Annotated in this window: 12 protein-coding genes; 4 read left to right on the forward strand and 8 right to left on the reverse strand. The window is 62.4% G+C overall.

What is annotated here, in order from left to right; genetic code table 11:
- Positions 1-2: 2 nt before the first annotated feature.
- The 4 genes from AC07OP_RS13130 to amaB all read right to left on the reverse strand — a co-directional run bounded on the left by AC07OP_RS13130 (position 3) and on the right by amaB (position 5,541).
- A complete protein-coding gene (locus AC07OP_RS13130) occupies positions 3-917 on the reverse strand; it encodes an ABC transporter permease subunit (RefSeq protein ID WP_003236186.1) in 915 nt (304 codons plus the stop codon).
- 183 nt (positions 918-1,100) lie between these two features.
- Positions 1,101-2,237 (reverse strand): branched-chain amino acid ABC transporter substrate-binding protein, encoded by a 1,137-nt coding sequence (locus AC07OP_RS13135; RefSeq protein WP_027607701.1) that lies wholly within the window; start codon positions 2,235-2,237, stop codon positions 1,101-1,103.
- Between the two features lie 374 nt (positions 2,238-2,611).
- Positions 2,612-3,895, reverse strand: a complete 1,284-nt coding sequence (gene amaA, locus AC07OP_RS13140; protein ID WP_495101318.1) for an L-pipecolate oxidase — start codon at positions 3,893-3,895, stop codon at positions 2,612-2,614.
- A 155-nt stretch (positions 3,896-4,050) separates the two neighbouring features.
- Positions 4,051-5,541 (reverse strand): L-piperidine-6-carboxylate dehydrogenase, encoded by a 1,491-nt coding sequence (gene amaB / locus AC07OP_RS13145; RefSeq protein ID WP_092358960.1) that lies wholly within the window; start codon positions 5,539-5,541, stop codon positions 4,051-4,053.
- Positions 5,542-5,694: 153 nt separating this feature from the next.
- Here amaB and AC07OP_RS13150 point away from each other — a divergent pair, with 153 nt between their 5' ends.
- From AC07OP_RS13150 to nadE, 3 genes are all read left to right on the forward strand, one after another.
- Positions 5,695-6,585 (forward strand): LysR family transcriptional regulator, encoded by an 891-nt coding sequence (locus AC07OP_RS13150; RefSeq protein ID WP_495101319.1) that lies wholly within the window; start codon positions 5,695-5,697, stop codon positions 6,583-6,585.
- A 145-nt stretch (positions 6,586-6,730) separates the two neighbouring features.
- Positions 6,731-7,945: a nicotinate phosphoribosyltransferase gene (pncB, locus tag AC07OP_RS13155; protein ID WP_065947132.1), complete on the forward strand. Its 1,215-nt coding sequence runs from the start codon at positions 6,731-6,733 to the stop codon at positions 7,943-7,945.
- A 3-nt stretch (positions 7,946-7,948) separates the two neighbouring features.
- A complete protein-coding gene (gene nadE / locus AC07OP_RS13160) occupies positions 7,949-8,776 on the forward strand; it encodes an NAD(+) synthase (protein WP_027607697.1) in 828 nt (275 codons plus the stop codon).
- Positions 8,777-8,901: 125 nt separating this feature from the next.
- Here the strand turns inward: nadE and azu are convergent, their stop codons facing one another.
- On the reverse strand, positions 8,902-9,348 hold the full coding sequence (gene azu / locus AC07OP_RS13165; RefSeq protein ID WP_495101320.1) for an azurin: 447 nt from the start codon (positions 9,346-9,348) through the stop codon (positions 8,902-8,904).
- 332 nt (positions 9,349-9,680) lie between these two features.
- Here azu and AC07OP_RS13170 point away from each other — a divergent pair, with 332 nt between their 5' ends.
- Positions 9,681-9,863 (forward strand): hypothetical protein, encoded by a 183-nt coding sequence (locus tag AC07OP_RS13170; RefSeq protein ID WP_027607695.1) that lies wholly within the window; start codon positions 9,681-9,683, stop codon positions 9,861-9,863.
- Positions 9,864-9,966: 103 nt separating this feature from the next.
- Here AC07OP_RS13170 and AC07OP_RS13175 read toward each other — a convergent pair whose 3' ends face one another.
- From AC07OP_RS13175 to AC07OP_RS13185, 3 genes are all read right to left on the reverse strand, one after another.
- A complete protein-coding gene (locus tag AC07OP_RS13175; protein WP_495101321.1) occupies positions 9,967-10,857 on the reverse strand; it encodes a transglutaminase family protein in 891 nt (296 codons plus the stop codon).
- Positions 10,857-13,343: a circularly permuted type 2 ATP-grasp protein gene (locus tag AC07OP_RS13180; RefSeq protein WP_495101322.1), complete on the reverse strand. Its 2,487-nt coding sequence runs from the start codon at positions 13,341-13,343 to the stop codon at positions 10,857-10,859. The genes AC07OP_RS13175 and AC07OP_RS13180 overlap by 1 nt, the downstream gene beginning before the upstream one ends.
- A 96-nt stretch (positions 13,344-13,439) precedes the next feature.
- Positions 13,440-16,730 carry a transglutaminase family protein gene (locus tag AC07OP_RS13185; protein WP_495101323.1) on the reverse strand — a complete coding sequence of 1,097 codons (3,291 nt, stop codon included), beginning with the start codon at positions 16,728-16,730 and terminating at the stop codon, positions 13,440-13,442.
- Between the last annotated feature and the right edge of the window lie 88 nt (positions 16,731-16,818).

The following is a 16,818-nucleotide window of genomic DNA, read 5'->3' on the forward strand; positions in this document are numbered from 1 at the left end:
GTTTACACCTTAGCCACGAGTGGGCGACCAAGCAGGCCCTGAGGACGGAAAATCAGAATCACCACCAGCAGGGAGAAACTGAACACGTCTTTGTAGTCGGAGTTGATCAACCCCGAGAACAACGACTCGGAGATACCCAGGATGATCCCGCCCAGCATCGCCCCAGGCAGGGAACCGATGCCGCCGAGTACCGCTGCGGTAAACGCCTTGATGCCGATGATGAAGCCGGCGTAGAAGTCGAACGTGCCGTAGTTGAGGGTGATGAGCACGCCGGCCAGGGCCGCCATGGCGGCACCGATGACAAACACGTAGGAGATCACGCGGTCGGTGTTGATCCCCAGGATCGAGGCCATCTTGCGGTCTTGCTGGGTGGCGCGGCACATGCGGCCGAGCTTGGTGTACTTGATGATGTAGGTGAGCAACGCCATGCCGGCAAACGCCGCCACGAGGATGAAGACCTTGGTGTACGTGAGTTGGACGAACCCGCTGCCGATGTCGACGCGCCAGGCGCCGGCCAGCAGGGTTGGAATGCCTTGTTGTTTCGCGCCCTGGGCGATCTGCGCGTAGTTCTGCAGGATCAGGGAGATGCCGATGGCGCTGATCAGCGGAGCCAGGCGGGTGGAGTTGCGCAACGGTTTGTAGGCGACCCGTTCGATGACCCAACCGTACACGCCGGTGACGACCACGGTGAAGATCAGGGTGCCGAGAATGAGCAGCGGGAAGGATTCGATGCCGAAGTAAGCCAGCAGTGCCAGACTGATCGCCGCGAGGTAAGCGGAAATCATATAAACCTCGCCGTGGGCGAAGTTGATCATGCCAATGATGCCATAGACCATTGTGTAGCCGATGGCGATCAGGCCATAGACCGACCCGAGGGTCAGGCCGTTGACCAGTTGCTGCAGGAAAATACCATCCATAACGCAATCTCACGCGGTGAGCACCTGCACACCAGTCGGTGTGCGGCGCTTCTGGAGGAAAAGACAGATCTCAATAACAACGCTGCCCCAATGTGGGAGGGGGCTTGCTCCCGATGCGGTGGGTCAGCTGAACAACTGTTGACTGACCCACCGCTATCGGGGGCAAGCCCCCTCCCACATGGATTACTTCTGCTTTTCCAACTGGTGGTATTTGCCGTCTTTATCCCACTGGTAAACCACGTAGTCGGAGACTTTCAGGTCGCCCTTCGCGTCCCAGGTCTTCTCGCCCATCACGGTTTTGACCGGGTGCGCTTTCAGCCATTTGGCCGCGTCTTCGCCCTTGTTGGACTTGGCGCCGTTGAAACCGGCGGCCAGGGCCTGCAGCGAGGCGTAGGCGTACAGGGTGTAGCCCTCAGGCTCGTAGCCGGCCTTGCGGAACTCCTCCACCACGGCCTTGCTGTCTGGCAGCAGGCGCGGGTCGGCGCCAAAGGTCATGTACACGCCATCGACGTATTGCGCGCCGCCAGCGGTGGCCACCAGTTCATCGGTCACTACGCCGTCATCGGACATGAACTTGACGTCCTTCAGGCCCGCTTCACGAATCTGGCGAACCAATGGACCGGCTTCCGGGTGCAGGCCACCGAAGTACACGACGTCGGCGCCCAGGGAGCGGATCTTGGTGACCAGCGCACTGAAGTCTTTCTCGCCACGGGTCAGGCCTTCTTCCAGCACCGGCTTGACGCCGCGCTTGGTCAACTGGGCAGCGGTGGCGTCGGCCAGGCCTTTGCCGTAGGTGTCCTTGTCGTTGATGACGGCGACTTTCTTGCCCTTGAGCACGTCGACGATGTAGTCGCCGGCGACGATGCCTTGCTGGTCGTCACGCCCGCACATACGGAACATGGCGCCCAGGCCGCGCTCGGTCACTTGTGGGTTGGTAGAACCTGGGGTGATCGCGATGATGCCCGCTTCGTCGTAGACCTCGGAGGCCGGGATGGTGTTCGACGAGCAGAAGTGCCCGACCACGCCAATCACTTTGTCCTGGTCAGCCAGGCGGTTGGCCACGGCCACGGCCTGTTTCGGCTCACAGGCATCGTCGCCTGCCACCAGCACGACTTTCTCGCCATTGATGCCACCGGCCTTGTTGATCACCTCGGCTGCCGCCTGGGCACCCTTCATGTACTGCTCACCGAACGAGGCGTTGGCGCCGGTCATCGGCCCCGCAACGCCAATCTTCACATCAGCTTGAACAAACGTAGAAACACCCAGCGCCGCTGCAACGGCGAGGGCCAGAAAACCTTTCTTGTAAAACGTCTGGGACATGAGTGGTGCTCCGATATTTTTGATTTTTGGCACGACAACTTGCGTTCAAACTTTTCACTGAAAGCCCAGAGCAAGCCTCGTGCCATTACGTTTTTATTCTTCAAAAAGACACGGTGTCATTGTTATTGCAGGCGTTTCGGCTCCGCTCGCCAGGACGTGCAACCCTCTAGCATCGATAGGTGCAACCCATGGGCCGAAAAAGTACAACCCAGACGGGTCGCACCTGCAACCAAAGCAATAAACGACAGTTCCTACAGCTGTAACAGCCTGCGTAACGGAACTGCACATTTACAGTGCGCAACTGCTACGACCTGCACCAATACAGATTAGTAGCCGGCTAAGAAAATGCAGGCTTCTGAGCGGTATTTCGCTGATCAGATCACGATCCTCAGGCATTGCCCGGCGTGATACAGCGAAAATCCGGCTTCATACAGGCAACTGCGCAGCCCAACCCCGGCCAGCGGTTGCATGGGTGCAAACGGAATCGGCAACGCCTGGGGATCCTGGTGACACAAATAGTCGGCGAACGCCTTGCCGACCACGCTGCCGGTGGTCACGCCGCGCCCGTTATAGCCGGTTACTGCCACCAGGCCGGGGGCGGGCTCGAACAGGCGCATCAGGTGATCGGGGGTGAACGCGATGCAGCCGGTCCAGGTGAATTCCCATTGCACCGATTTGAGGTACGGGAAGTAATGTTGCTGCACCCGATCAGCCCACGCCTTGAGGAACCAGGCCGGTTTCTGGTTGCCGTTGCCCAGGCTGCCGAGCAACAGGCGGCCATCGGCATCGCGGCGGATGCTGCTCAGTACCTGGCGCGTGTCCCATGAGCCTTGGCCGCCGGGCAGAATCTGCTCGGCGGCGGCGTCGGTCAGCGGCGCGGAGGCGACCTGGTAGTAGTAGCCGGGGAAAAAATTGCGGCGCAGCTCGGTCCACTCACCTTCGGTGTAGGCGTTGGAAGCGATGACCACTTGTGCAGCCTGCACCGAACCGCTGGCGGTCTGAACGGACCAGCTCGCACCTTGGCGCTCCAACCGGGCGACCGGCGAATGGTCGAACAACTGCCCGCCAAGTCCCACGGCGGCATTCGCCAGGCCACTGGTGTAGGCCATCGGATTCAAGGTGCCGGCACGCCGATCCAGCAACGCGGCGGCGATTTTCTTGGTGCCGGTGGCGCGTTCGCAGGCCTGGCCGGTGAGCAATTCCACCGGCGCGCCACGACGCTTCCATTGTTCTTCACGACTGCGCAAATCCGCCTCGCCACGGGCGTTATGTGCCATGTGCAAAGTGCCCTCGCGGCGCAATTGGCAATCGATGTTGTATTTGTCGATCAGGCTGAACACCAGCGACGGTGCCGCGCCGAGCATGCGGTTGAGCTGGCTGCCCACCGCTTCGCCGAACCCGGCTTCGATCTCGTCCGGAGGGATCCACAGGCCGGCATTCACCAACCCGACGTTGCGCCCCGAACCGCCGTGGCCAGTGCGATGGGCCTCCAGCACGGCGACGCTTTTACCCTGTTCCAGCAAATGAATGGCGGCGGACAAACCAGTGATCCCGGCGCCGATAACGCACACATCAACCTTGACCTCGCCCGCCAGCGCCGCACGCTCCGGTCGGCCGGGGGTTAGGTGTTCCCACAAACATGTTTCGCGTAGTGCCATTGCCAGACTCCGGTGAGACCCAACAAGCAATTTTCTTGTTCAACACCATCACTGTAGGAGCGAGCTTGCTCGCGAAAAACGCGAGAGCGACGCGGGCATTCAGGATGCCCGCGTGATCGTTGACGATCTTCGCGAGCAAGCTCGCTCCTACAGAATCAGTCGAAGGTGATGCCCTGGGCCAGTGGCAACTCCAGCGAGTAGTTCACGGTATTGGTCTGGCGGCGCATATACCCGCGCCATGCATCCGAACCCGACTCGCGCCCGCCACCGGTCTCTTTCTCACCGCCAAACGCGCCGCCAATCTCCGCGCCGCTCGGGCCGATGTTGACGTTGGCGATTCCGCAGTCGCTGCCCACCGCCGACATGAATTGCTCGGCCTCGCGCACGTCAGTGGTGAAGATGCACGACGACAGGCCTTGGGGCACGGCGTTGTTCAGGCGCAGGGCTTCGGCGAAGTCCTTGTAGCCGACGACATACAGAATCGGCGCAAAGGTTTCGGTGCACACCACATCGCTCTGCTCAGGCATTTCGACAATGGCCGGTGACACGTAGTAGGCGTTGGGGAACTTGTCTTCCAACTGGCGCTTGCCGCCGAACACCTTGCCGCCCTCACTCAAGGCCTGCTCCAGGGCGTCCTGCATAGCGTCGAAGCCATGCTTGTCGATCAGCGGGCCAATCAGGTTGCCCTCCAGCGGGTGGCCGATGCGCACTTTGGAATAGGCGGCCTTGAGGCGGGTGACGATTTCTTCCTTGACCGACTCGTGGGCGATCAGGCGGCGCAGGGTGGTGCAGCGCTGGCCGGCGGTGCCGACGGCGCTGAACAGGATGGCGCGCACGGCCATGTCCAGGTCGGCGCTCGGGCCGAGGATCATGGCGTTATTGCCGCCCAGCTCGAGGATGCTGCGGGCAAACCGCGCGGCGACTTTCGGCGCCACTTCGCGGCCCATGCGGGTGCTGCCGGTGGCGCTGATCAGGGCCACGCGCGGGTCATCCACCAGCGCAGCGCCGGCATCGCGGCCGCCGATGATGACCTGGCTCAGGTACTGCGGCGCGTCCTTGAAATTCTTCAGCACACGCTCGAACAGCGCCTGGCACGCCAGGGCGGTGAGCGGGGTCTTTTCCGACGGTTTCCAGATCACTGCGTTACCGCACACCAGCGCCAGTGTGGTGTTCCACGCCCACACGGCCACCGGGAAGTTGAAGGCGCTGATCACCCCGACCACGCCCAGCGGGTGCCAGGTTTCACGCATATGGTGGCCTGGGCGCTCGGAGGCGATGGTCAAGCCGTACAACTGGCGGGACAGGCCCACGGCGAAGTCGCAGATGTCGATCATTTCCTGCACTTCACCCAAGCCTTCCTGGGTGATCTTGCCGGCTTCCCAGGACACCAGTTCGCCCAGATCGGCCTTGTATTGGCGCAGTACATCGCCGAACTGGCGCACCAACTCGCCGCGACGGGGGGCCGGCACGTTGCGCCAGGCCTCGAATGCATGCTCGGCGCGACTGACCTGCTGCTCCACCTCGGCGGCACCTTCCCAGTGCACACTGCCGATACGGCTGCCATCAATCGGCGAATGCACGGGTTGTTTACCCGCCTGGTACAGCGCCGGGTTTACCCCGAGACGATCAAGCAATGCGGCAACCATGGGTCACTCCTTTAATCTTCGAACAAAAAATCGCACCGCGGCACGCACGGCGATCCAGGCCTTATTTGTAGCTGGCCCAAGACTTGCCAACAAACGACGATTAGGCGAGATATCATTCCGTTTATTCATGCAAAGAATAAAAAGAGGCGTGCCGTGCTGAACAGAAGACATTTGCCCTCGATCACCGCCCTGCAGTGTTTCGAGGCCGCCACCCGCCACCTGAGCTTCACCCGCGCCGCCGAAGAGCTGAACCTCACGCAAAGTGCAGTGAGCAAACAGGTCGCGCAGTTGGAAGAACTGCTCCAGCACCTGCTGTTTCGCCGCGTGCGTCGCCGCTTGCAGATGACCCCGGCAGGCGACCTGTACCTGGTTGAAGTGCGCAAGATCCTCACGCAGGTGGAGATGTCCACCCACTACCTGCGCTCCTATGGCGGCGAGACCGAAGTGTTGCGCGTGTCCACCCCCTACACCTTTGGCGCGCGCTGGCTGGTGCCGCGCCTCAAGGGCTGGCGCCTGCGCCACCCGCAGATCCACCTGGACCTGTGCAACGAACAGGAGCCGGACGAACTGCTGCAAGGCAAGGCCGACATGGCCTTCTACTTCGGCCAGGGCTCGCGCCCCGGCACCGAGAGCCTGAAACTGTTCAGCGAAGAGCTGGTGCCGGTGTGCGCCCCGGAAAGCCTGCCGGCGCAGCCGTTCACCGACCCCACGCAACTGAGCGACCTGGTGCTGCTGCAAAACGCCTCGCGCCCCCAGGGCTGGCATGACTGGTTTGCCGACCAGGGTTATCACACCGAACACAGCTACCACGGGCCGCGTTTCGACACTTTTTATATGTGCATTCGCGCGGCGCAGGTCGGTTGCGGCGTGGCATTGTTGCCGCGCTTTCTGGTGGAGGAAGAACTGGCCGACGGCAAGCTGGTGATCCCCTGGCAGCATGCAATGCCCAGCCAGGACGCGTATTACCTGGCCTATCCGGAGCATTCGGCGGAAGTGCCCAAGGTGCGGGAGTTTGTGAAGTGGATGATGGAGCAGGTTGTTTAGTGCCAGGAATATCGCCATCGGCGGCAAGTGGCCTTGGAAAAAAAATCACTGGCAAACCTACCCGCGTCTATGCGCCACTAGCCCCCTTCCTTAATTGTGCGTAAAGGTCGGCGCCCATCGCCCGACCTGTCTGGAGATTCCCGTTATGAGCGAGAGTGTGTTTGCCGATCGCATCGTGCAGAACTTGCTCGACACCGACTTCTACAAGCTGACCATGATGCAGGCGGTGCTGCACAACTACCCCAATGTGGAAGTTGAATGGGAGTTTCGTTGCCGCAACAGCGAAGACCTGCGCCCGTACCTCGCGGAGATCCGCTACCAGATCGAGCGCCTGGCCGAGCTGAGCCTGAGCCCGGACCAACTGGGGTTCCTGGAGCGCATCAGCTTTATGAAGCCGGATTTTTTGCGCTTTCTCGGACTGTTTCGCTTCAACCTGCGCTATGTGCAGACCGGCATCGAGAACGGCGAGTTGTTTATCCGCCTGCGCGGGCCGTGGCTGCATGTGATTCTGTTTGAAGTGCCGATGCTGGCGATCGTCAGCGAAGTGCGCAACCGCTACCGTTACCAGACGGTGATCCTCGAACAGGCCCGCGAGCAGCTGTACCGCAAGTTCGACTGGCTGACGGCCAACGCCAGCAGCGACGAGCTGGCCGAGCTGCAAGTGGCCGACTTCGGCACGCGCCGACGCTTCTCGTACCGCGTGCAGGAAGAGGTGGTCAGCGTGCTCAAACATGACTTCCCCGGGCGTTTTGTCGGCACCAGCAACGTACACCTGGCCCGCGAGTTCGATATGAAGCCACTGGGCACCATGGCCCATGAATGGATCATGGCCCACCAGCAACTGGGCCCGCGCCTGATCGACAGCCAGATCGCCGCCCTCGACTGTTGGGTCCGCGAATACCGTGGCCTGCTGGGTATCGCCCTGACCGATTGCATCACCACCGACGCGTTCCTCGGCGACTTCGACTTGTACTTCGCCAAACTGTTCGACGGCCTGCGCCACGACTCCGGCGACCCGGTGCAGTGGGCGGAAAAAGCCATCGCCCACTACCATAAGTTGGGCATCGAGCCGATGAGCAAGACCCTGGTGTTCTCCGACAGCCTGTCGCTGCCCAAGGCCCTGGAAATATTCCGCGCGCTGCGTGGTCGCATTAATGTGAGCTTCGGCATCGGCACCAACCTGACCTGCGATATTCCAGGGGTGGAACCGATGAGCATCGTGCTTAAAATGACCGCCTGCAATGGTCAGCCCGTCGCGAAGATCTCGGATGAAGCGGGCAAGACCCACTGCACCGACCCGAATTTTGTCGCCTATTTGCGTCATGTTTTCAAAGTACCTGCCATCTCTAGCAAGGAGTGAATCATGCAAGCCGTACAGCGTGAGATTGCTGAACAGCTCAAGGTCCAAGCGCCGTTCAAGGACCAAGCCGCCCTCGAGGCCGAAGTTGCCCGGCGCGTGGCGTTTATCCAGGATTGCCTGCGCAATTCCGGGCTCAAGACACTGGTGCTGGGCATCAGCGGCGGCGTTGACTCCCTGACTGCCGGCCTCTTGGCCCAACGCGCGATGCAGGAACTGCGCTCCCGCACCGGTGACGAGGCCTACCGCTTTATCGCCGTGCGCCTGCCCTACGAAACCCAGTTCGATGAAATCGATGCCCAGGCCTCGGTGGACTTTATCGACCCGGACGAGCGCCACACCGTGAACATCGGCCCGGCGGTGAAAGCCCTGGCCAATGAAGTAGCGGCGTTTGAAGGCAAGGCGGCGGTGTCCCGCGACTTCGTGCTCGGCAACACCAAGGCGCGCATGCGCATGGTGGCGCAGTACACCATCGCCGGCGCGGCCAGCGGCCTGGTGATCGGTACCGACCATGCGGCGGAAGCGGTGATGGGCTTTTTCACCAAGTTCGGTGATGGCGCCTGCGACCTGGCGCCGTTGAGCGGGCTGGTAAAGAACCAGGTACGCGCGATTGCGCGGTTCTTTGGTGCGCCGGAGTCGTTGGTGGAGAAGGTGCCGACGGCCGATCTGGAAGACCTGTCGCCAGGCAAACCGGATGAAGCGTCACATGGCGTGACTTATGCCGAGATCGACGCGTTCCTGCACGGTGAGCCGGTGCGCGAGGAAGCGTTCCGGATTATTTGCGAGACGTACCGCAAGACCGAGCACAAGCGAGTGATGCCGTTTGCGCCTTGAGGTGAGCCAGATAGGGGTGTGTTGATTGGCAGGCCGCTATCGGGGGCAAGCCCCCTCCCACATTTGAATGTGTTCACAACTCAAGCGTGGGCGGGGGTTTGCTCCCGATAAACGATAACGCGGTCTTATTTGACGACCACAGTGCCCTTCATCATCGAGATGTGGCCTGGGAACGAGCAGAAGAACGCGTAATCCGTACCGGCCGCCAGTTTCGAGACATCGAAGGTCACCGAATCCTTCTCGCCGGCACCAATGATCTTGGTGTGGGCGATGATGCGATCGTCACCCTCTTTCAGGTAGTTCTTGTCGATGCCAGCAGCCATGCCATCAGTGGCAACCGGCTGCATGTTGGCGGCGCTGGTCAGCACCCAGTTATGGCCCATGACGTTTTTCGGCAGGTTGCCGGAGTGAGTCAACTCAACGGTAAACGTCTTGCAGCTCTTGTCGATCGTGATTTCCTTGGTGTTGAAGGACATCTGGTCAGTGGAGTCGACGGTGACCTTGCACTCTGCAGCAAGCAACTGGCCGCTGGCCAGAGTCAGCAGGGAAACAGCAACGAGTTTGGCAAACATGTGAATCTCCAAGGCAGGGTTTAAACAACGCGTAATGCGACAAGGGTGCCTGAGGCAGGCAAAAACTCTTATGACCTGAATCAACAGATTGTATACAACTTTAGGCTATCAGACTTATCGACACAATCAACCAGCCAAAGTGCCGCAGGCTGTCTATGATCGGCCCATCACCCACTGGAGCCCGAGCCATGCACCTCAACCAACTGTTCAATGGCCTCCTGGCCGCGTACGCCTGCGGTAAGTGAAGGCCAAGCGCCCCTTGAAGCTGCTACCATGTCGTCCCAAGGCAGCTGCGCGCCGCCACCCTCACCTTCGACCCTAGAGGATCGCCCATGGCCAAACCTAATTACTCCTTCGCCAAACGTCAGAGAGACTTGGCCAAGGAACAGAAGAAAGAGGAAAAACTGCAACGCAAGAAAGCCGCGGTAGATGAAGAAGCGGGCGCACTCAACCCGGATGCTGATGGTGAAGTAACGAACGACGAGACTGAAACACCAAAAGATCCAGCTGAATAATTATTTACTGTAGGAGCGAGCTTGCTCGCGAAGAACGTCAACGATAACGCGGGAAGCCAGGATCAACGCGGCGCCCTCAGGTTCTTCGCGAGCAAGCTCGCTCCTACACCAGCGGCATCACCGTCACCCGCACCTCCGGGTCATGGCTCCCTCCCCCCAGAATCACCCCCCGCAACGGCGACACATCGGAGAAGTCCCGGCCCCAGGCCAGGGTGATGTGCTCCAGTGCCGGCTGCACATTGTTCGTCGGATCGAAATCCACCCAGCCCGATACCGGGCAATACACCGAGACCCACGCGTGGGAGGCATCGGCGCCAATCAGCCGTGGCTGGCCGGGCGGTGGCTGGGTGAGCAGGTAGCCGCTGATGTAACGCGCCGCCAGGCCGCGCGAGCGCAGGCAGGCGAGCATCAGGTGGGCGAAGTCCTGGCACACGCCGCGTCGGCGCTCCAGCACTTCCACCAGTGGCGTGGCGACCTGGGTGGCTTCGGCATCGAAGGTGAATTCGCTGAAGATCTTTTCCATCAAGGCCTGCACCCCCAATAGCAAGGGCGCGCCAGGGGGAAAACAGCTTTCCGAGAACTCGACGAAGGTCTTCTTCAGGTGCACGTAGGGCGATTCGAAGCGATAGCGACAGGCTTCGATCAACTCGGGCGACAGTGGCTGGCTGCTGTAGGTCAGGCTGTCGCGGGTCTGGTCCCAGGCGGGCGACTGCTGGAAATCCAGCACCGGCCGCGCCAGCACTTCCACGGTCAAACCGGCATTGACCAGTAATTCATCATGGGGCCGCTCGAACGCCAGGCGGGTGATCGGGTTGCCGAACACGTCCAGCTCATCCCGGCGTGCGGACGGCAGCGGGCTGATATCCAGTTGCTGGGCGCTGCAACGCTGCCAGGCGCACGGCCTCGGCGATAAATGCGCGAGCTGCTGGGCCAGGGACACCGGGCTGTCGTAGTGGTAATGGGTATCGTGGAAAATCTGGTAGCGCGCACTCATCACACCGACACCGTTTGCTGACTGACATCATCCACATGGGCAAAGTGGCGCAAAGCCAGACGATCCGACACCTGCCCACTCTCATCGGCGACCGCCTGCAGCAGGTCGGCCAGGCCTTCCAGTGCAGCACGCACGCTGGATTCGCCAAACAACGGGTTCTCCAGGCACGCCAGGTCGAAACGCGCCAGGCGCTCCACCAACGGCGCCAACCCGGTCTCCCGTGGCACACCGAAATCATCATTAAGACGGCGCAGGGTACGGCTCACCAGTTTCAGCTGGAACAGCACCGCGTGGGGGTTCTGTTCATCCAGCAACAACAAATCCAGGACCGGAATCAGCTGCGGCACCGCCAGGTAGCGCGAGCGGTAGGTGATGCTGCTGTTGCCCAGCTCCAGCAACCACTCCAGCCCCGCCTGGTCGAACACCGCCACGCCGCGCAGGAATGCCGCCAGGCTGCTGCTGAGAAATTGCAGGCGCTCGATACGCCGGCCCATCATCAGGAAGCGCCAGCCTTCGTCGCGGGTCATGTCGTCCAGGGCAAACCCGGACAGTGCCGCCAGGGACATCACCAAGCGGTTGAGAAAGTCCAGCAACTCACCAAAATCCGGGCTTTCGCTCTCCAGCTCCAGGGCTTCGCGCTGCAGCTCGACCAGGGCCTGCCAGTTCTCACGGGACAACTTGCCGCGCACCTGGGACGCCGCCCACTGCAAGCGTTGCAGGTTGGCGCGCAGGCTCGACGGCCAATCGTCGCCGAGCAAGGCCGCCTGCAAACGCTCGGGCAACTCGCCCTCCTCCGGCAGCAGGCGCAGGTTTTCACCCAACTCGACCGCCGCCTGCAAGGCCAGGGGGTCATCGCCGTCGACATAGCGCGCCAGCACGATGCGCAGCCAGCGTGCGCTGTCGTCGCAGCGTTCGCAGTAACGGCCGAACCAGAACAGGTTTTCCACCACGCGGGACGGCAGATAAGGGTCGCGGCGCACCAGGTCGTGTGCACCGATCGCGCGTTGGGCGCGCCAATGCTCGCCACTGCTGGCACGTTCGCCCAGCACCCAGGTGTCCTTGCTGGCGCCGCCGCGCTGCATCGACACCACTTCGGCATCGGCGTCGGCCGCCACGCGGGTCAGGCCGCCGGGCAGTACGCGGTAGCCCTCCGCGCTGGCCACGGCATACACGCGCATGCCGATGGCGCGGTGTTGCAGGTGATCCTCCACGGTGTGCCACACCGGTGCCTGGGACAGTTGCGCCAGCTCCTGGGCAACGTAGGCGTACGGCCGCGCACGCATGCGTTCGGCCAGGGCCTGGCGTTGCTCGTCGTTCAAGTCGCGACCGAATACCGGGGTGAAACTTTGCGACGGAAACGCTGGTTTGATCAGCAGTTCCGGCAGTTTCTCCAGGGCTTCGGCGAGCACCGGCGCCTCACCGCACCACCAGGTGGCGATGGACGGCAGGATCAACTCTTCGCCAAACAGGAACTGGTTGATCCTGGGCAGAAAGCCGAGCAAACCGGGGGATTCCAGCACGCCGCTGCCCAGGGCATTGGCCACCAGCACATTGCCCTGGCGCGCGGCGTCGAGCAGGCCGGGCACGCCGAGAGCGGAGTCGGTGCGCAATTCCAGTGGATCACAGAAATCGTCGTCGAGGCGACGCATGATCGCGTGCACCCGGCGCAGGCCACTGAGGGTTTTCAGGAACACCGTGCTGTCGCGCACCGTGAGGTCGCCGCCTTCCACCAGCGGGTAGCCGAGCTGGCGCGCGAGGTACAGGTGTTCGAAATAGCTTTCGTTGAAACGCCCAGGGGTGAGCAGCACGATCAGCGGCGGCTGGTCATCGCTCGGCGCCTGGCGGGCCAGGGTTTCCTGGAGCGTGCGGAAGAAACCGGTGAGGTGCTGCACCTGCAGATCACGGTACAGGTCCGGGAAGGCGCGGGACACGATGGTGCGGTTTTCCAACGCATAACCGGCGCCCGAAGGCGCCTGGGTACGGTCGGCGGTGACCCACCAGCGGCCATCCGGGGTACGCGCCAGGTCCACGGCATACAGGTGTAGAAACGCACCGTCGGGCGGTTGGATGCCCTGGCATGGCCAGAGGAAATTGTTATGCCCGAACACCAACTCGGCCGGCAGCAGGCCTTCCTTGATCAAGCGTTGCGGCCCGTACAGGTCCGCCAGCACCGCGTTGAGCAAGCGCCCACGCTGGGCGATACCGGCCGACAAATGCTGCCACTCATCGGCCGCCAGCACGTGGGGCAGCAAGTCCAGTTCCCACGGGCGATCGGCGCCCTTGGGGTCGGCGTAGACGTTATAGGTGACGCCGTTTTCCTGGATCTGCCTTGTCAGCAGCGCCTGGCGCTGGGCCAGTTGCGCGGGTGTGCTGCGTTGCAGGTGATCGAGCAAGCGCTGCCAATGGGCGCGTACTGCGCCACTGTCGTCCAGCAGTTCGTGATAAGTACCCGCGGTCAGCGGGTATTGGTCGAGCAAGTCGGGCATGGAACGCTCGGCAGAGGCAAAGGGGCTCAGTTTAATTCAAATTCACTGCAATCTAAGGTGGGAGGGAGCAAGCGCCCTCCCACATCTGGATCGCTTTTAGTCATTTTTATTGGGGTGACGCCGCAGATCCAGGGTCATCGGCAATTCGTCATTGATCACAACACTCGGCACGGTGAGCTTGCCAGGTGTATGGCCGAGACGGAAAAACCGCGCCATGCGCCGGCTCTCCGCCTCATTGGCATTCACCGGCAGGCTGTCGTAGTTACGCCCGCCCGGATGCGCAACATGGTACTGGCAGCCGCCCAGGGAGCGTTGCATCCAGGTGTCCAGCAGGTCGAACACCAGCGGCGCGTGCACCGGGATGGTCGGTTGCAGGCAGTTGGCCGGTTGCCAGGCGCGGTAACGCACGCCGGCGACGAACTCACCGATGCGCCCGGTCGGTTGCAGCGGCACCGGGATGCCATTGCAGGTCAGCAGGTAGCGTTGCGGCGGCAGCCCGCTCACCTTCACCTGCAAGCGCTCCAGGGACGAATCCACATAGCGCACCGTGCCGCCCACCGCGCCCTCTTCGCCCAGTACATGCCAAGGCTCCAGGGCCTGGCGCAGTTCCAGCTCGATCCCGCTGACGGCGTAATCGCCCACCTTGGGGAAGCGGAACTCCAGGTGCGCGGCGAACCATTCGGCCCGCAATGGGTAACCGGCGGCGTTCAACTCGACGATCACATCGGCAAAGTCCTGCTCGATAAAGTGCGGCAACAGGAAGCGGTCATGCAGTTCGGTGCCCCAGCGCGCCAGTTTCGGCGGCGCATAGGGTTCACGCCAGAAGCGCGCCACCAAAGCCCGCAGCAGCAATTGCTGGGTCAGGCTCATGCGTGCGTGGGGCGGCATTTCAAAGGCCCGCAACTCGAGAAGGCCCAGGCGGCCCGTGGCACCGTCGGGCGAGTAGAGTTTGTCGATACAGAATTCGGCGCGGTGGGTATTGCCCGTCACGTCGATCAACAGGTTGCGCAGCAGGCGATCCACCAACCACGGCGGGCATTCTTCACCCGGCTGCGGCATTTGCGCAAAGGCGATTTCCAGCTCATACAGCGCGTCGTTGCGGGCTTCGTCCACCCGCGGTGCCTGGGAGGTCGGGCCGATAAACAGGCCGGAAAACAGGTACGACAGCGAGGGGTGGTTATGCCAATAGCTGATCAGGCTGCGCAGCAGGTCGGGCCGGCGCAGGAATGGCGAGTCCTTGGGCGTCGCGCCCCCCAGAACAAAGTGGTTACCGCCGCCGGTGCCGGTGTGGCGGCCGTCGATCATGAACTTCTCGGTGGTCAGCCGGGTTTGCCGCGCCTCCTCGTAGAGGAATTCGGTGCGCTCCACCAACTCGTCCCAGGTCGCGGACGGCTGTACGTTGACCTCGATCACCCCCGGATCCGGCGTGACGCGGAAGTTGCTCAGGCGCATATCGAACGGTGGTTCGTAGCCTTCCAGCAGCACCGGGCAGTGCAACTCCTCGGCAGTGGCTTCGATGGCGGCCACCAGTTCCAGGTAATCCTCGACGCGTTCCAGGGGCGGCATAAACAGGTACAGGCGCCCTTCCCGCGCTTCGGCGCAGAGGGCGGTGCGGGTCAGCCAGTCGGCGGACTCGTCGACCTCGGGCACTCGCTCGTCGCTCGACGCAGCTTCGCCATGGCTTTGCAGTTGCGCGCTGGTCGGCAGTTCCGGCTGATCCTGGTTAGGGTCGGTGGGGTGCACGAACGGATACTCCGCCGCCGTCACCCACGGCTGCGAGGCCAACGGCAGGCGATAGCCCAGCGGCGAATCCCCCGGCACCAGGCGGCAATGGTTATCGCGCAGGTACCAGCGCCCGCTCTGCCAGCGGTCATTGGCCGCCGTACGCGCCAGCGGCAGTACCTGGCCGATGACTTTATCCAGGCCCTGGCTGAACACCTTGCGCAGGCGTTCGCGCTCCAGCTCGTCACTCAAGCGCGGGTCCTGGGCCGTGACGTTTTGCGGCAACGCACCTTCGCGCCACAGGTAGTAGAAATTGTCTTCGTAGGCCGGGAATACAAAGCGCGCCGGCAACTTCAGGCGCTCGGCCACGCTGGCCAGGAAGCGCCCGGCCATTACGCCATCGGCGCCGTAGTCCTGTTGTTCATCGGCGATCAGCGCGCTGTTGTGCCAGATGGGCACGCCGTCACGGCGCCAGTAGCAGTTAAGCGACCAGCGCGGCAATTGCTCGCCGGGGTACCACTTGCCCTGGCCGAAGTGCACCAGGCCCTTGGGTGCGTAGTGCTTGCGCATGCGCTGGAACAGCTCGGCGGACAAGCGCCGCTTGTCCGGCCCGAGGGCTGCGGTGTTCCACTCGGCGCCGTCAGGGTCGTCGATGGAGACGAAGGTCGGCTCGCCGCCCATGGTCAGGCGTACATCATCCTTGAGCAGGTCGCCATCGATCTGCCGGCCCAGGGCCTGGATCGCCAGCCATTGCTCTTCGGTGTAGGGCTTGGTGACCCGTGGCGCTTCCCAGATGCGCTCCACCGACATCTCGTGGGTAAATTCGCACTCGCAGGGTTCCACCAGCCCACTGATCGGCGCGGCGGACGATGGATCGGGACTACAGGCCAACGGGATATGCCCTTCACCGGCGAACAGCCCGGAGGTGGCATCCAGGCCGATCCAGCCGGCACCGGGCAAATACACTTCGCACCAGGCGTGCAGGTCGGTGAAGTCGACTTCGGTGCCGGAGGGGCCGTCGAGGGCTTTGACGTCGGCGGTCAGTTGGATCAGATAACCGGACACAAACCGCGCCGCCAACCCGAGGTTGCGCAGCAATTGCACTAGCAGCCAGGCCGAATCACGGCAGGAGCCGGAAGCGTTTTCCAGGGTGAATTCAGGGGTTTGCACCCCCGGTTCCATGCGGATCAGGTAGCCGATGTCGGCGGCCAGGCGCTGGTTGAGACCTACCAGAAAGTCCACGGCCGGCAGCGGCGTGCGGTCGATACCCGTCAGGTAGGCGGCAAACCTCGGCGTCAGCGGCAAGGTTTCCAGGTACGGCGCCAGCTCGCGCTGTTCATCGGCGGCGTAGCTGAAGGGGATTTTTTCGGCGTAGGGCTCAAGGAAAAAATCGAACGGGTTGAACACCGCCATCTCGGCGACCAGGTCAACCTCGATGCGCAGTTCATCGGTCTTTTCCGGGAACACCAGACGCGCCAGGTAATTGCCCTGGGGGTCCTGCTGCCAATTGATGAAATGCTGCTCGGGCAGCACTTTGAGCGCGTAGGACAAAATCCGCGTACGGCTATGGGCCGCCGGACGCAGACGCACAATCTGTGGGCCGAGTTCGACCGCGCGGTCGTAGCGGTAATGCGTAACGTGGTGCAATGCGACATGAATCGACACGGCGGCCTCCTGCGAGCCAGGGCATGGACACAACGCGCGCAAGACTTATGCCAGAGCGGCGGTCATTGCGCTTTATCGTAAGACCCGG

The organism is Pseudomonas sp. GW821-FHT09D08 (genome assembly GCF_059416305.1).

Excerpts from the sequence above, each read along its gene's own strand:
- AC07OP_RS13130 (WP_003236186.1), bottom strand. The coding sequence starts at position 917 with ATGGATGGTATTTTCCTGCAGCAACTGGTCAACGGCCTGACCCTCGGG.
- AC07OP_RS13135 (WP_027607701.1), bottom strand. The coding sequence starts at position 2,237 with ATGTCCCAGACGTTTTACAAGAAAGGTTTTCTGGCCCTCGCCGTTGCA.
- amaA (WP_495101318.1), bottom strand. The coding sequence starts at position 3,895 with ATGGCACTACGCGAAACATGTTTGTGGGAACACCTAACCCCCGGCCGA.
- amaB (WP_092358960.1), bottom strand. The coding sequence starts at position 5,541 with ATGGTTGCCGCATTGCTTGATCGTCTCGGGGTAAACCCGGCGCTGTAC.
- pncB (WP_065947132.1), top strand. The coding sequence starts at position 6,731 with ATGAGCGAGAGTGTGTTTGCCGATCGCATCGTGCAGAACTTGCTCGAC.
- nadE (WP_027607697.1), top strand. The coding sequence starts at position 7,949 with ATGCAAGCCGTACAGCGTGAGATTGCTGAACAGCTCAAGGTCCAAGCG.
- azu (WP_495101320.1), bottom strand. The coding sequence starts at position 9,348 with ATGTTTGCCAAACTCGTTGCTGTTTCCCTGCTGACTCTGGCCAGCGGC.
- AC07OP_RS13170 (WP_027607695.1), top strand. The coding sequence starts at position 9,681 with ATGGCCAAACCTAATTACTCCTTCGCCAAACGTCAGAGAGACTTGGCC.
- AC07OP_RS13175 (WP_495101321.1), bottom strand. The coding sequence starts at position 10,857 with ATGAGTGCGCGCTACCAGATTTTCCACGATACCCATTACCACTACGAC.
- AC07OP_RS13180 (WP_495101322.1), bottom strand. The coding sequence starts at position 13,343 with ATGCCCGACTTGCTCGACCAATACCCGCTGACCGCGGGTACTTATCAC.